The sequence below is a fragment of the Pyrinomonas sp. genome, from assembly GCF_040289685.1.
In the GTDB taxonomy this organism is placed as follows: Bacteria; Acidobacteriota; Blastocatellia; order Pyrinomonadales; family Pyrinomonadaceae; genus Pyrinomonas.
Window position 1 is genome coordinate 27,809 of the sequence record NZ_PSLQ01000001.1, and the last position, 13,557, is coordinate 41,365.

The window sequence follows — 13,557 nt, forward strand, 5'->3', positions numbered from 1 at the left end:
CGCCTGCCAGCAGCCGCGATGAAACGTCGGGACCTTTCGTCGGAGTCGCGTCGCGCAGCAGGCGCGCCTCGATCATCACCTACTACGGTCTGGAACGCCACGACCGCTGGGTCTTCACACCCCTATTTCGCTGAAGCCCCCTCGCGCGTTGCGTCGCTGGCGCCGATCACGCCGCGCTTCGCCCCTCTTCCGCCGTTAACCAAACGAACGTCGCCACGCCGAGCGCGCCTTGGTTTCGCTCCTCACGTCTCTTCGCCGTTGAAACTTCACGCGCACGAGAAGGTCTCTCTCCCGCTCGCACGCGGCGTCGCGCGAAGGGCTTATCGCCGGTCAGTATGCTTCGCGCAATCGGCGGCGGATTCTTTTGCCCTTGTAGAGAGCAAATGTTCCGCCACGCGCTCTCTTAGTGCGTGCGGCAGCGAATCGTCCTCTCGCGTTGAAAAGAGGGCGCAAAAAAAATCGCGCGCGAATGAAATAAGATGTTGACATCTGCGCGCGATGCGATTATAAATCACAACATGTTGTGCGCCGTTAATTCTAGGCCACAAGAATGAACTGAACACAGCATCTTGTGGTCGAGAGCGGTTAAACTCAAAAAGGAGAAAGACAGCATATGCCAACTGCGAAAAAAGCGAGCAAGTCGACCAAGAAGTCAACCAAGGCTTCGGCCAAGAAGTCGTCCGGTTCCAAGGGCGGCGCGAAGAAAGCCACCGCGAAGAAATCGGCGGCGAAGAAGTCGACGAAGAAGTCCTCGAAGAAGTGATCGAGGGCTCTTTCGTTTCGGTTCCACCTTTTCCACTGGCGCACAAAACAATCTGGCCCTTGCAGGCTTGACATCCAGGGGCGGCAAATCGTAACAACGTTTTGCCGCTCCATTTTTCTGGACGCATGATTCACGTGGCGCTCGTCGAACCGGAGATCCCACCGAACACGGGCAACATCGCGCGCCTATGCGCCGCGACGCGCACGCCTTTGCATATCGTCGGGCCGATCGGCTTTCGGTTGGACGATCGCGCCGTGCGACGCGCCGGATTAGACTACTGGCCCGAAGTGACGCTCCATCGCCACCGCGACCTCGAATCGCTTTACGCCATGTTGCCTGCGGCGCGCTTCCTATATTTTTCCACCAAAGCCGAACGCTCCTATCTCGATTGGAGCTTCAGCGAGAACGATTGCCTAGTTTTCGGCAGCGAAACGCGCGGGTTGCCCGAAACGCTGCTGCGGGCCAATTGGGATCGCTGCTTGCGCATCCCGATGCTCAACCCGCGCGTGCGCAGTCTGAACTTGGCGACTTCGGTCTCGATCGCGCTTTACGAGGCGTTGCGTCAAATCGGCGCGCTGCGCGAAGCTTGAAAGCTTGAGCGATGGGAAGTCGCAACAACGGCAGCGGCGGAACCAGTGCGGGCGGGAGCGCGCTGCCGAATCGCGCAGCATCGAGCGGCGGGGAGTCACAACGACAACGGACAAACCGCCGAGCGGCGCTGCCGATTCCGCGTCCATCACGGCAACGCACGAAGCGGCAAACGCAAATGTTGTGCAAGCCTTGGTGAAGAAGTAATGAGAATGATGAGAAGAACAGTCTCGATCTCGACCGTCCTCCTTTGCCTCTGTTTCTGGCAAACCCTCCGTGCGCAGACGCTTTCAGTGCGCGACATCATGGCCGAGCCTTCCATCGCCGGGATGCGTCCTGAGGGCGCAAAGATCTCGCCCGATGGGAGGTGGTGCGCTTTTCTGTGGAGCGCCGCGGGGCGCGACCCACGTGACCTCTATTTAGTTCCAACCGATGGAAAGTCGCCAGCGCGCCTGTTGGTGCGCGCGGCGGACGTCTCGCGCCCGACGCCACGCGATGGCGGCCAACAAGAACGCAACGTACAAAGCCGAGGGCAAACGCACGAGCAGCGGGAAGAACTCGCCATGCAACAAGATGGCGCGCAGCAAGCGCGTACAGGACGCAACGAGCAGACGCGCGGGCAGCGAACCGAGCGTGAAGGCCAAACGCGCCAGATGAGCATCAGCGCCGTTGAATGGTCGCCCGACAGCCGACGCCTCCTCTTCTCCCACAACGGCGACCTCTACGTCGTGGCGGTCAACGGCGGAGCGCCGCGCCGTTTGACGCAGACGAGCGCGCCGGAAGTGGGCGCGCGGTGGCTCGCCGACGGACGCCGCATCATTTACCAATCGAGCGGCAACATCTTCGTCCTCGGCGTGGACGAGCCTCAACTGATCCAACTGACGCGCATCGCGCCGCCGCGCGCCGATGCTCCTCCGACAACGACGATCACCAACGCCGTCGTCTCCGACGACGGCGCGCGCGTGGCTTACGTCCTCGCCGATACGTCGCAGCAGCGAGCGTTGATCGTTCCAGATTACACGGGCGAATTCGTCACAGCGCCGACCGTGAGACGCGGTTGGACCGAACAACGCATCGAGATCATCCCAACCGATGGGAGCGGCGAGCGCCCCATGCTCGTCAAGCTCCCGCCGCCCGAAGGCAAATCTTACGTTCGCGTCCTGCGTTGGCTGAACGACGGTTCGGCGCTCATCGTCGATCGCATCGACCGCGACACGCGCCGTCGCCAACTCTTTCTCGTGTCGGCGATGGACGGCGCAGCCAAACTGCTCGACGAAGAGACGGATGAGAAATGGATCGCGCCGCTATCGCGCATCGTTGAGCCTTCGCCGCGCGGCGACCAATTGCTCTTCGCCTCCGAGCGGGATGGCTTCAACCACCTCTACTTGTTGCCCATCGGACGCGACGCCTCGCCGAAATCACGTCAGTTGACGCGCGGCCCGTGGGAGGTAAGCTGGGCCACATGGCTTCCCGATGGCGCAAACATCATCTACTCCTCGACGGAAGATTCCACCGCTGAGCGCCATTTCTATCTGCTCGACGTGCGCACCGGCACGAAGAGGCGACTTCCGACGCCCAAGGGGATGAACACGGATGCGCAATTGTCGAAGAACGGGGAGCGCCTTCTCTTCGAACATTCCGAATGGAACTCGCCGAACGACCTCTATGCGCTTCAACCGTGCACAGAATGCGACGATCGTAACCGCCCAGTGCGATTGACCGACACCGTGCCAGCGCGTTTTCGCCAGATCCGCTGGACCGAACCGCGTTTCGTCACCTTTCCGACCAAGGACGGCAAGACCGTGCGCGCGCGTCTTTATCTGCCGCGCAATTTCGACCGCGCGCAACGTCATCCGGCGGTGATCTTCATCCATGGCGCAGGCTATCTGCAAAACGTCATCAACGGTTGGAACAACTACTACCGCGAAGCGATGTTCCATCATCTGCTCGCAGAGCGCGGCTACCTCGTGTTCGACATAGACTACCGCGGCTCAGCCGGCTACGGGCGCGATTGGCGCACTGACGTGCATGGCTTTTTAGGCGGACTCGATCTTCAAGACCATCTCGACGGCATCGATTACCTCGTGCGCGAGTACAACGCCGATCCGACGCGCATCGGCGTTTATGGCGGCAGCTACGGCGGCTTCATGGCCGAGATGCTCGCCATGCGCGCGCCGGAAAGAGTGGCGTGCGCCGCCGCGCTGCGTCCCGTCGCGGATTGGAGGAATTACTACGCTTCGTCGCCCGTTTACACAACCGAACGCCTCGGCTTCCCCGACGAGAATCCGGAAGCCTACCGACGCAGCTCGCCCATCAGCTACGCCGATCAACTGCGCCGCCCATTGCTCATCCTGCACGGCATGTTGGACGACAACGTCCATTTTCAAGACTCGGTGCAACTGGTCCAGAAGCTGATCGAACTCGGCAAAACGTCATATTTCGAAGTGATGTTCTATCCGAAGGAGAACCATTCTTTCACCAGACCCGAAAGTTGGGCCGATGAATACGAGCGCATCCTCGCTTTCTTCGAAAAGCATCTCGAAGGGCGAAAAGATGGGCGCTGACCTCAAAAGCATCCGGAAACATAAAGCGCCGTTCTCCGAAATTGCGGCTCAGAAGCCGCTCGCTGGCAAGCAAGCGCCGGTTCTTCAGCGAGGGACGCGGATGCCATCGGGACGCAACACGAGCCTGCGCGCGCGCGGCGTGAGTTGGGCGTAGAGTTCCGTCCACGCCGCATTGGTCCAACCGAAGCCGATCTCGTTGGAAGCGTACCCGAATTTCAGCCCGCCGCCGACGTCCGACTTCCGACGCACGACGTCGTACTTCTCGACGATCGTGCGGTGTTCGATGAATTCCTGAAGGACCAGCGAAAGGAAGTTGACGGCGATGCGCTCGGCCTCGCGACGGTAGCCGTAGCGCTGCAATCCTTGGACGGCGAGCAGTTGCATCGGCGCCCATCCGAAAGGCGCATCCCATTGGCTGCCGCTTACGTTCGTGCTCGTCTGCAACCCGCCCCGACGCTCGAACAATCGCAGGTTGGCGACGACGCGCGCCGCTTGTTGCGCAGAAGCGATCCCGGCCCAAAGCGGGTAGAAGGTCGTCACGAACGGGTAACGTCGGCGACGTCGCTCGACGAAGTTGTAATCGTAATAAAGCCCATCCACCTCGTCCCACATCAAGCGATTGACGCGCTGCCGCCGCTCGGCGGCGCGACGCAACCAAACGGCGGCTTCGCGGCGCCGCCCGAGTTCGTTCATGATCTGCGCCATATCGCTCTCCATCACGTAGAGCAAAGAGTTCAAGCAAACCGGATTGTAGTTGATGATGTCGACGCTGAAGGGGCCGAAACGATTCGACGGATCGAAGCCGGATTCGCGCATCGACCGGTCCCCTTTGTAGAAGAGGTCGGTCAATCGGTCGCGCCCGCGGTCGTAGTAGAGCGACACGACGTAGTCTTTCACCTCATGGGTGCGGTAATACTCGCGAACGCGATCGTAATGCGTGCGCCCTTGCGCGTCGCGTTCGCCTGAGACGACCTCGGGCGCCGGTCCCTCGCCGAAATCGTAGTAGCGCGACAAGCCAGTCTCCGCGACGAGATGCGGCCCTGTGGTCCAGAACAGGTAATATTTCTCCATCGCGGGCACGCTCTTTTCCAACCACGTGCGATCGCGCGTGCGCCGGTAAACATCCAGCACCATGCGCGTCAGAAAAGGCGGCTGCGAGCGCGTGAGGTAATAGGTCCGATTCGCATTGAGCACTTTGCCGTAATATTCGACCTGATAAAGGAAATTCTCGACCATGGATTTGGCAAGCCCCGTCTCGCCGTCGCGCAACAACCCTACCTCGATGAAGTAGCTATCCCAGCCGTACATCTCGTTGAAACGTCCGCCGGGAACGACGTAAGGATGGGGCAGGTAGAGCAGTCCGTGCTCGCTGATGCGCGCCGGATCGTCCGGCAAAGTTCGCAGCTCGATGCGTGCCAGATCCGCCGGCGACATCTCGGCGGCGAGCCGTTTTTCAACCGCGGCGAGGTCCTCGCGCGGCGAAATGTAGACGGGCCACCTGACGCTGGACGGTTTGAATTTCGGATCAACGGCGGCTTGCGCCAGTTGCGCGTTGGAGCGGCGCAGAAGGCGCCAGCTTCGATGGATGTATTCCTTGATGGCGCGGAGTTCTTGACCGCTGGCGCGCTGTTGCGCGATGCTGCCGCTTGAAAAAAGGCTCAAGAGAGCGAAGGCCGCACACAACATGCCGCTGAGATTCAGGCGCCTCTGACATTCACGACGGCGCGCATCCGTTTTCCGACCTTCGACGTTGCACCGCCCGAACGTTGCGCAAGCGTGCGACGAAGGGGAGGCGCTTAGCGAGATCAGAACGCGAACCGCATCGCACCGCGCGAACCCGTCGCGAGCCTTCAACCGTGCCCATATCCATCGAACCGGTCTCATTTTGCTGTCTCCTGACACGAGGACGCATCTTGCTGTAGATCGGAAACGGCGTAAAAATTAAAATTAACACCGCTTGCGGGCGAAAGCTAGAGCAGCTTCGCGCGCGAGCGGGTTCGGAGTCAGCACCGCGACGCTCACCTCAAGAAATGGGGAGCGGGCACGATGCGGTCCACAAGAGAGATCGAGGCCGGCTTGCTGCCGCGTCTAACTCGTCAAGGAGCAGGGACTGAACGCGATGCGAACCACAAGCTCTTGTGGTTCGACCACTACGGGTTGAGGTCGGCGAGCGGATTCGCCCGATCCCGACACGGCGCAAACGGGCGCTGACCAGTGAACAACACATCTAGCGTTGAAAGCGACAAGAGACGATCATGAGGAAGCTGTTCGTCGGGTTAGGTGAGATCCTTTGGGACATATTGCCGACGGGAAAGCAGTTGGGCGGCGCGCCGGCCAATTTCGCCTACATCGCGGCAGCGTTGGGTGAGCGGGCCGCCGTCGCCAGCCGCATCGGACGCGACCGACTCGGCTACGAAGCCCTTCAAGCCCTAGAGGCTCACGGCGTGGAGAGCGCTTGGATGCAGACCGACGAACAGCACCCAACTGGCACGGTGCGTGTGCGCCTTGATGAACGAGGTGACGCGCGCTTCGAGATCGCCGAAGATGCAGCTTGGGACCATCTGGCTTGGACGCCAGCGTGGAACGCTTTAGCGCAAGAAGCGCACGCAGTCTGTTTCGGCACATTGGCCCAGCGCCGCGCTCAGTCGAGAGCGACGATTCGGCGTTTCTTACGCGCCGTGCGCTCGGATGCGCTCAAGGTGCTCGACGTCAACTTGCGCCCGCCGTTCTACTCGCGCGAAGTGATCGTCAGCTCGCTCGCCCTCGCCAACGTCGTCAAATTGAATCGCGAAGAGCTGGGCGTCGTCGCTGGGCTGCTCGATCTTATCGGATCGGACGAAGGGGAACTTGCGCGCTCGCTTCAGCGCAGGTTCTCGCTTCGCCTCGTCTGTTTGACGCTTGGCGCGCAAGGGAGCTTGCTCGTCGCCGAAGACGAGGTCGCGCATCATCAAGGCGTGCGCGCTGAAGTCGTCGACACTGTGGGCGCGGGCGACGCTTTCACCGCCGCGATGACGGTCCTCCTGTCGCGCGGACAGAGGCTCGACCAGATCGGGCGCGTGGCCAACCTACTTGCTTCTTGGGTCACGACGCAACGTGGAGCCATGCCGCCCGTGACCAAAGATGTCCTAGCGCAGATCCTTCAGTAACCGGCTGAAGAGGGGGCGAGGAAGCGGGCCCGTCGAGGTTTCGATACGCATATCCGAGAAGCGTGCGAAACCGCTCTTGGTGCAGAGCAGCGGACGAACCTTTGACAGCGAGGATCGACCACGAACCTGACCTTGCATCGCAGTTTTCGATCGCAGACTCAAACGCCCGCTATGACGTTTGACTTCAACGGCGAAGGTCAACCCGCGCCGCCATCGGGTGGGTTGACGGGTAAGTCTTCCGAGAATAATTTGAGAGCGGAATGGCCGAACTCGTGCTGAAAAACGTTTCAAAGGTTTACGAAAACGGCGTTCATGCCGTCTCCGATGTCGATCTTGAAGTGGGAAGCGGCGAATTCATCGTGCTCGTCGGTCCATCCGGCTGCGGTAAATCGACTCTGTTGCGCATGATCGCCGGACTCGAAACCGTCTCCAAAGGCGAAATCTGGATCGGCGGCAAATTGGTCAACGATGTCCCTGCCAAAGACCGCGACATCGCTATGGTCTTTCAAAACTACGCGCTCTATCCGCACATGACCGTTTACGAGAACATGGCCTTTGGATTGCGCATGCGCCGTTTGCCCAAAGCCGAGATCGAACGCAGAGTGCGTCAAGCGGCTGAGACGCTCGGCCTCGTCTCGCTTCTCGATCGTCGCCCCAAAGAGTTATCTGGCGGACAACGGCAACGCGTCGCCGTCGGACGCGCCATCGTCCGTCAACCGAAGCTTTTTCTCTTCGATGAACCGTTGAGCAACTTGGACGCTAAACTTCGCGTCGAAATGCGCGCCGAACTGCTCAAGCTCCACCGACGACTGAAAGCCACCGCCATCTACGTCACGCACGATCAGGTCGAAGCGATGAGCATGGGCGATCGTTTGGTCGTGGTCGAAGGCGGCGTCGTTCAACAGATCGGTCCGCCGCTCGAAGTCTATCGCCATCCAGCTAATGTCTTCGTCGCCAGTTTCATCGGCAGCCCGCCGATGAACCTCATCACCTGCGAGATCCAAGAACGCGACGGGCAGCTTCGTTTCGTCCGCGACCGGCTCGCGCTCGATGCTACCGCCGAGCAGAAGAGACTGCTTCAAGATCGCCCCTCAACTGAACGCCGGATCATCATCGGCATACGCCCTGAGGACGTGCGCGAAGCTGAACCGGGCGCGCGCGAAGCGATCGAGGCCAGAGTTGAACTGCTTGAATTGCTGGGGAGCGAAGCGCTCGCCACATGTTCCGTCGCTGGACAGCAGATCACCGTGCGTCTCGGCGCGCAGACCGCGACGAGAGCGGACTCCAGCATCGGGCTTCGCTTCGACATGAAGCGTGCTAAGCTCTTCGATGCAGCGACCGGCAAGGCCATCGGTTGAAGATAGCGTTCCACAACTGACCGGAGTCAATATGCGACGCTGCGCGATGGCGAGAAGACATCATTGGGTGAAAGCCGCGAAAACGAGGCTGCACCTCATCTGTTCCATGGCGCTCGTTTGCGCGCTCTGTTGCCTCGGCGCAAACTGCTTGCGGCGCGCGCCCGCGCCCGCATCGGACGATGAGATCACGCTCGTCTATTGGAGCGCGACCAACGCGCAGGAATTGGAGTTTGCACGGCGCGTAGCAGACGAATGGAACGCGCGACAGGCGAAGATGAGAGTTCGCGTCGAGCCCGTTCCAGCCGGACAATCATCGGAAGAGGTGATCTTGGCTGCGCTCGCCAGTCGGACGACGCCGGACATCTACGCCAACGCCTTTCCCGGCGCGATGCAGGACTTGCTCGATGCCGAAGGCGTCGTCCGACTAGACGACTTCGCCGATTTTTCGAGCGTTTTGCGCGCGCGCATGAGCGCCGACATGCTCGCACAATACAGATCGCCTGACGGCCACTTCTACCAACTGCCGTGGAAATCGAACCCCATCATGGTCCTCTACAACATGCGCCTCCTACGCGAAGCTGGAAGCGATCGCCCGCCGCGCGACTACGCCGAGTTTCTCCAGATCGCGGCGCGCGTCACCAAAGATGCCGACGGCGATCGCCGACCAGATCACTGGATGATCGCCATCGACTATCTGCCCATCTGGTATAAACGCATGTTCGATTTCTACCCGCTCTATCTGGCAGCATCTGGCGGCGCGCCGCTCATTGAACACGGGCGCGTGAAGTTTGATAACGAGGCGGCAGCAGCCGTCTTCCGCTTCACGCGCGAGCTATTCGCACGCGGCTACGCGCCGCGCCAGTCCTTTCAAGGCGACCCTTTTCTGCAAGGGCGCATCGCAGCCCGCTTCACAGGCCCATGGAGCATCAGTCAAATCGAACGCTACGCTCCTGCCGGTTTCGAGTACGCTTTCGGTCCCATTCCGCGCCCCGAAGCGACCGACGAACCAACAGTCAGCTACGCCGACCCGAAAAGCATCGTCATCTTCCGGACCTGCCGTCATCCGCAAGCGGCGTGGGAATTCGTCAAATTCATCGTCTCGAAGGAGAATGATCGGCTTCTGCTGGAGATGACGAATCAACTTCCGATCCGCGCCGATCTTCTTTCGGACCCAATCTTCAGCGATTATTTCGCGCGCCATCCGGGCATGATCCAGTTCGCACAGCTTCTGCCCGCGGCGCGCAGCGTGGAATCGGTCGCTGAATTGAAAGAGATTTTCGACATCATCGCGCAAGAATTCGAAGCATCAGTGGTCTTCGGTTTGAAGACGCCCGAACGCGCCATCCACGATGCGGCGCGCAGAAGTCAAGCGATCATCGATGCCGATTGAGACCAGAGGACCAATGGCACAAAAGCAAAGCGAGCGCACGGGTTACGCGATGGTCCTGCCCTATCTGCTTCATACGCTGCTCTTTCTCGGCTACCCACTCGCTTTCGCTTTCGTCTTGATCTTCCACCGCTGGAACATCTACACGCCGATGCGCTGGGTCGGACTGGCAAACGTTAAACGCCTCGTTTCCGACCCGCTCGTCCGGCGTGCCCTAGGCAATACGCTCTACTTTCTCGTCGTCCACATCCCGCTGCAACTAGCGCTGGCGCTCAGCTTCGCCTACTTGCTCAACCAGAGGATTCGCGCGCGCGCCCTTTTCCGCGCCTGCTATTTCCTCCCCGTGGTCATTTCGGGCGTGGTCGTCACCATCCTTTGGCAACAGCTCTACGCCGACGAAACGGGGCTTATCAACGTCTTCCTCGGTCGGATGGGCTTTGCCGAAGTCGGGTGGTTGACCGACCCGCGCATCGCGATGGTCTCGATCGCGCTGATGGCAACGTGGAAGAACGTTGGACTGTACATCGTCCTCTTTCTCGTCGGTCTACAATCCATCCCGCGCGAGCTGTACGAAGCGGCGGAGCTGGACGGAGCTAACAGTTGGCATAAGTTTTGGCACATCACCATCCCGATGCTCAACCCGACGATCGTGCTGGTGCTCGTTCTTTCAACCATCGGCGGCTTTTCGCTCTTCATCGAGCCTTACGTGTTGACCGGCGGCGGGCCGGTCAACAGCACGCTCTCCGGCGTCCTCTACCTCTACAAACAGGCCTTCTTCTTCGGCAAGATGGGATATGCGGCGGCCATCGGTTTCTTCTGGGCGCTGATCATCTTCGCCGTCGTGCTCTTGCAGCGTCGTTTCGTCGAGCGGGAGGTTGCATGATGAGGAAAGCGCTCGTCTACGTTGCGCTCGCCTGTGGCGCATTGATCTTCCTCTATCCGTTCGTATGGATGATCGCCGCGACTTTCAAGCCCGAACCGGAGATCGTCGGTTTCGCGCTCTGGTCGTCCCATCCGACCGACGAAAATTACCGCTTCGTCTTCGGTAAGATCCCCATCCTGAAGGGCTTCTTGAACAGCCTCGTCGTTTCGCTGACAGTCACTACGTCGGTGGTCATCTTCGGCGCCGTTGCGGGTTACGCGCTGTCGCGGCTCCGCTTCCGCGGACGCGATGCGATCTTCAACCTCGCGCTGCTGACGATGATGATCCCGTCCCAACTGACGCTCGTCCCGCTCTACACGTTGATGACGAAGCTCGGTTGGGTCAATTCGCGCCTTTCGCTCATCGTGCCGGCCATGATGAGCAGTTATGCGACGCTGCTCTTTCGCCAGTTCTTCCTCGCGATCCCGCAGTCGCTCATCGATGCCGCGCGGCTCGATGGTTGTTCTGATTGGACGATCCTATTGCGCATCGTCGCCCCGCTATCCAAACCCGTGGTCGCCACAGTGGCGATCTTAACCTTCATGGGCGTGTGGAACGATGTGCTGTGGCCGCTGATGGTCATACGCGACCAAGACTTAATGACCATGCCGCTCATGGTGACGCTCTTTGCCGTCGGCGGACAGGCCGAAGCGCGTCTCGGAGCGCAACTTGCCGCTGCAACGCTGCTCGCACTGCCGATCATCGCCGCCTACCTCTTTCTGCAACGCTACTTGATCGAAAGTCTGGCGAGCAGTGGGATAAAAGGGTTATAGCCCCGCTGCTCGCGCCCTAAGCGGCTTGCTGCCGATGCTTGCAAGTCTGGCGCGTGAGCGCACCCAAAAGGACACGGCGATGAAACCACGCGCGTCGCCGGAAGAGCAAAACGACCCGCTCCAGGATGCTTCCCCAGTCCCAGCCGGAGATCTTCCCGTTGGCTTCTCGAACCATTACAATACAAATGGTTTCACGCCATGTCTGACCGAACAAGAAAGCTTCTCATCGGAACGAGCAACGTCGGCAAGGCGCACGAGCTAAGGCAACTGCTCGACGGTTGGCACCTGTTGACGCTGGCGGACTTCCCTGCCCTGCAACCACCGCCGGAAACAGGTGAGACTTTCGAAGCCAATGCGGCACTCAAAGCGCGTTATTACGCGGCCCATACTGGTCTATGGACGCTCGCCGACGATTCGGGCTTGGAGGTGGAAGCGCTCGCAGGTGCGCCCGGCATCCATTCGGCGCGCTACGCGGGCGCGAGCGCGACCGATGCCGAGAACGTGGCGAAGCTACTGGCTGAGCTGCAGCGGACAAATGATCCGGAACGACGCGCGCGTTTCGTCTGCGTCATTGCTCTGGCTTCGCCTGACGGACGAGCATGGCTTTTTCGCGGCATGTGCAGAGGCAGGATCGCGCACGCGCCACGCGGCGATGGCGGTTTCGGCTACGATCCCATTTTCGTCCCGGAAGGCGAGAGCCTAACGTTCAGTGAATTGAGCGCCGAAGAGAAGCAGCGACGCAGTCACCGTGCCCGCGCGCTCGCGCAAGCCCGCGACTTTCTGCTCTCTCTTCGCGACGACGAGCCTTGCGCTCGATAGCCGGCGACGCAACGATGGTCGCGTTGCGAATCCATTGATATGTTTTCGCCCGACCAGAGCGGTGGCGCGTCGTGGAAGTGACCGAAACCGAGGACCGGCTAGCGCGTATTTTGCGACCAGATCGCCTTACCACCGGACCCATTAGAATCAGCTCGGCGGGGAGGATCTCACCTTCAACATCGTCCCCACTGTAGCGCCAGACCTTCGCTCGGTCACAGACCGAGGTCGATCTCTACACCGTACTGTTGCGCGTAATATTCGCGATACGCGCCGCTACGCGCGCGCGCAACCCACGCCTGGTTCTCCGCGTACCAGCGAAAAGCCACTCTCCCAACTCTCTTGCGGGTGCCAGCCGAGTTCGTTTTCGACTTTGGTCGGATCGATAGCATAGCGTCGGTCGTGACCGGGCCGGTCCTTAACGAATTTGATGAGCGTGCGCGGTTTACCAAGCGCATCCAAAATCGCTTCGACCACTTCCAGATTGCGCCGCTCGTTGCGCGCGCCGATGTTGTAGATCTCGCCCGCGCGCCCCCGCAGCAGCGCTTGCAAGATGGCGCGGCAATGATCATCGACGTAGATCCAGTCGCGCACGTTGCGCCCGTCGCCGTAAACCGGGATCGGTTGATCGTCAATGGCGTTGGCGATCACCAGCGGGATGAGCTTTTCCGGGAACTGTCGCGGACCGTAGTTGTTGCCGCAGCGCGTGATCACCACGTCGAGGCCGAAGGTGTGATGCGCGGCGCGCACCAGATGTTCGGCGGCGGCTTTCGAGGCAGCGTACGGGCTGTTCGGCGCATAAGGCGAAGACTCAGTGAAGAAAGAAGCATCGTCTTCGGGAAGCGACCCCATCACTTCATCCGTCGAAATTTGCACGAACCGCGCGACGCGCCGCGCGCGCGCCGCATCGAGCAGCACCTGCGTGCCGAGGACGTTGGTTCTCAAGAACTCATCCGCCGAGGCGATGCTGCGATCGACGTGCGATTCGGCGGCGAAGTTGATCACAGCGTCGGTGCCCTCTTCAAGGGCATCCATGACGGCGGCGCGATCGGCGATGTCACCGCGAACGAAGCGATGTCGCCCTTGATCCAAACCGATCAGGTTATCGGGGTTGCCTGCGTAAGTGAGCGCGTCGAAGTTGACGATCTCGCAATCGGGCAGTGCTTCGAGCGCGACGCGAATGAATGCCGAGCCGATGAATCCGGCTCCGCCCGTGACGAACAGTTTGGTCATCTTTCCG

The 13,557-nt window shown here is 60.5% G+C and carries 11 protein-coding genes and 1 pseudogene; 10 read left to right on the forward strand and 2 right to left on the reverse strand.

The genetic code is table 11. From position 1 onward, the window contains the following. The first annotated feature begins 613 nt into the window (after nucleotides 1–613). From C4334_RS00100 to C4334_RS00110, 3 genes are all read left to right on the forward strand, one after another. Entirely contained in the window at nucleotides 614–763 is a 150-nt protein-coding gene (locus tag C4334_RS00100) for a hypothetical protein (RefSeq protein ID WP_352430033.1), read from the forward strand. A gap of 125 nt (nucleotides 764–888) precedes the next feature. Then, nucleotides 889–1,353 carry a tRNA (cytidine(34)-2'-O)-methyltransferase gene (locus tag C4334_RS00105; RefSeq protein ID WP_352430034.1) on the forward strand — a complete coding sequence of 155 codons (465 nt, stop codon included), beginning with the start codon at nucleotides 889–891 and terminating at the stop codon, nucleotides 1,351–1,353. A 210-nt stretch (nucleotides 1,354–1,563) separates the two neighbouring features. Next, nucleotides 1,564–3,915: a S9 family peptidase gene (locus C4334_RS00110; protein WP_352430035.1), complete on the forward strand. Its 2,352-nt coding sequence runs from the start codon at nucleotides 1,564–1,566 to the stop codon at nucleotides 3,913–3,915. Nucleotides 3,916–3,999: 84 nt separating this feature from the next. Here the strand turns inward: C4334_RS00110 and C4334_RS00115 are convergent, their stop codons facing one another. Continuing rightward, entirely contained in the window at nucleotides 4,000–5,601 is a 1,602-nt protein-coding gene (locus C4334_RS00115) for a trehalase family glycosidase (protein ID WP_352430036.1), read from the reverse strand. Between the two features lie 360 nt (nucleotides 5,602–5,961). Between C4334_RS00115 and C4334_RS00120 the strand changes: the two genes are divergently transcribed. From C4334_RS00120 to rdgB, 7 genes are all read left to right on the forward strand, one after another. Continuing rightward, nucleotides 5,962–6,126 (forward strand): hypothetical protein, encoded by a 165-nt coding sequence (locus C4334_RS00120; protein WP_352430037.1) that lies wholly within the window; start codon nucleotides 5,962–5,964, stop codon nucleotides 6,124–6,126. Nucleotides 6,127–6,170: 44 nt separating this feature from the next. After that, the gene (locus C4334_RS00125) at nucleotides 6,171–7,061 is read left to right on the forward strand and encodes a carbohydrate kinase family protein (protein WP_352430038.1); all 891 of its coding nucleotides are present in this window, start codon (nucleotides 6,171–6,173) and stop codon (nucleotides 7,059–7,061) included. A gap of 260 nt (nucleotides 7,062–7,321) precedes the next feature. Then, complete coding sequence (locus C4334_RS00130; RefSeq protein ID WP_352430039.1) at nucleotides 7,322–8,419, forward strand: ABC transporter ATP-binding protein; 1,098 nt, start codon at nucleotides 7,322–7,324, stop codon at nucleotides 8,417–8,419. 67 nt (nucleotides 8,420–8,486) lie between these two features. Further along, nucleotides 8,487–9,809 carry an extracellular solute-binding protein gene (locus tag C4334_RS00135; RefSeq protein WP_352430040.1) on the forward strand — a complete coding sequence of 441 codons (1,323 nt, stop codon included), beginning with the start codon at nucleotides 8,487–8,489 and terminating at the stop codon, nucleotides 9,807–9,809. A gap of 13 nt (nucleotides 9,810–9,822) precedes the next feature. Continuing rightward, nucleotides 9,823–10,689 (forward strand): carbohydrate ABC transporter permease, encoded by an 867-nt coding sequence (locus tag C4334_RS00140; RefSeq protein ID WP_352430041.1) that lies wholly within the window; start codon nucleotides 9,823–9,825, stop codon nucleotides 10,687–10,689. Beyond that, entirely contained in the window at nucleotides 10,686–11,501 is an 816-nt protein-coding gene (locus C4334_RS00145; RefSeq protein WP_352430042.1) for a carbohydrate ABC transporter permease, read from the forward strand. The genes C4334_RS00140 and C4334_RS00145 overlap by 4 nt, the downstream gene beginning before the upstream one ends. Before the next feature lie 198 nt (nucleotides 11,502–11,699). Beyond that, on the forward strand, nucleotides 11,700–12,320 hold the full coding sequence (gene rdgB, locus C4334_RS00150; RefSeq protein WP_352430043.1) for an RdgB/HAM1 family non-canonical purine NTP pyrophosphatase: 621 nt from the start codon (nucleotides 11,700–11,702) through the stop codon (nucleotides 12,318–12,320). A 212-nt stretch (nucleotides 12,321–12,532) separates the two neighbouring features. On the opposite strand, the pseudogene rfbB reads toward rdgB, so the two are convergent. Next, nucleotides 12,533–13,550 (reverse strand): annotated as a pseudogene (gene rfbB / locus C4334_RS00155) (dTDP-glucose 4,6-dehydratase). Nucleotides 13,551–13,557: the final 7 nt, after the last annotated feature.

Coding starts and splice junctions, on each gene's coding strand:
- C4334_RS00130 (WP_352430039.1), top strand. CDS start 7,322: ATGGCCGAACTCGTGCTGAAAAACGTTTCAAAGGTTTACGAAAACGGC.
- rdgB (WP_352430043.1), top strand. CDS start 11,700: ATGTCTGACCGAACAAGAAAGCTTCTCATCGGAACGAGCAACGTCGGC.
- C4334_RS00140 (WP_352430041.1), top strand. CDS start 9,823: ATGGCACAAAAGCAAAGCGAGCGCACGGGTTACGCGATGGTCCTGCCC.
- C4334_RS00120 (WP_352430037.1), top strand. CDS start 5,962: ATGCGGTCCACAAGAGAGATCGAGGCCGGCTTGCTGCCGCGTCTAACT.
- C4334_RS00125 (WP_352430038.1), top strand. CDS start 6,171: ATGAGGAAGCTGTTCGTCGGGTTAGGTGAGATCCTTTGGGACATATTG.
- C4334_RS00145 (WP_352430042.1), top strand. CDS start 10,686: ATGATGAGGAAAGCGCTCGTCTACGTTGCGCTCGCCTGTGGCGCATTG.
- C4334_RS00110 (WP_352430035.1), top strand. CDS start 1,564: ATGATGAGAAGAACAGTCTCGATCTCGACCGTCCTCCTTTGCCTCTGT.
- C4334_RS00115 (WP_352430036.1), bottom strand. CDS start 5,601: ATGTTGTGTGCGGCCTTCGCTCTCTTGAGCCTTTTTTCAAGCGGCAGC.
- C4334_RS00105 (WP_352430034.1), top strand. CDS start 889: ATGATTCACGTGGCGCTCGTCGAACCGGAGATCCCACCGAACACGGGC.
- C4334_RS00100 (WP_352430033.1), top strand. CDS start 614: ATGCCAACTGCGAAAAAAGCGAGCAAGTCGACCAAGAAGTCAACCAAG.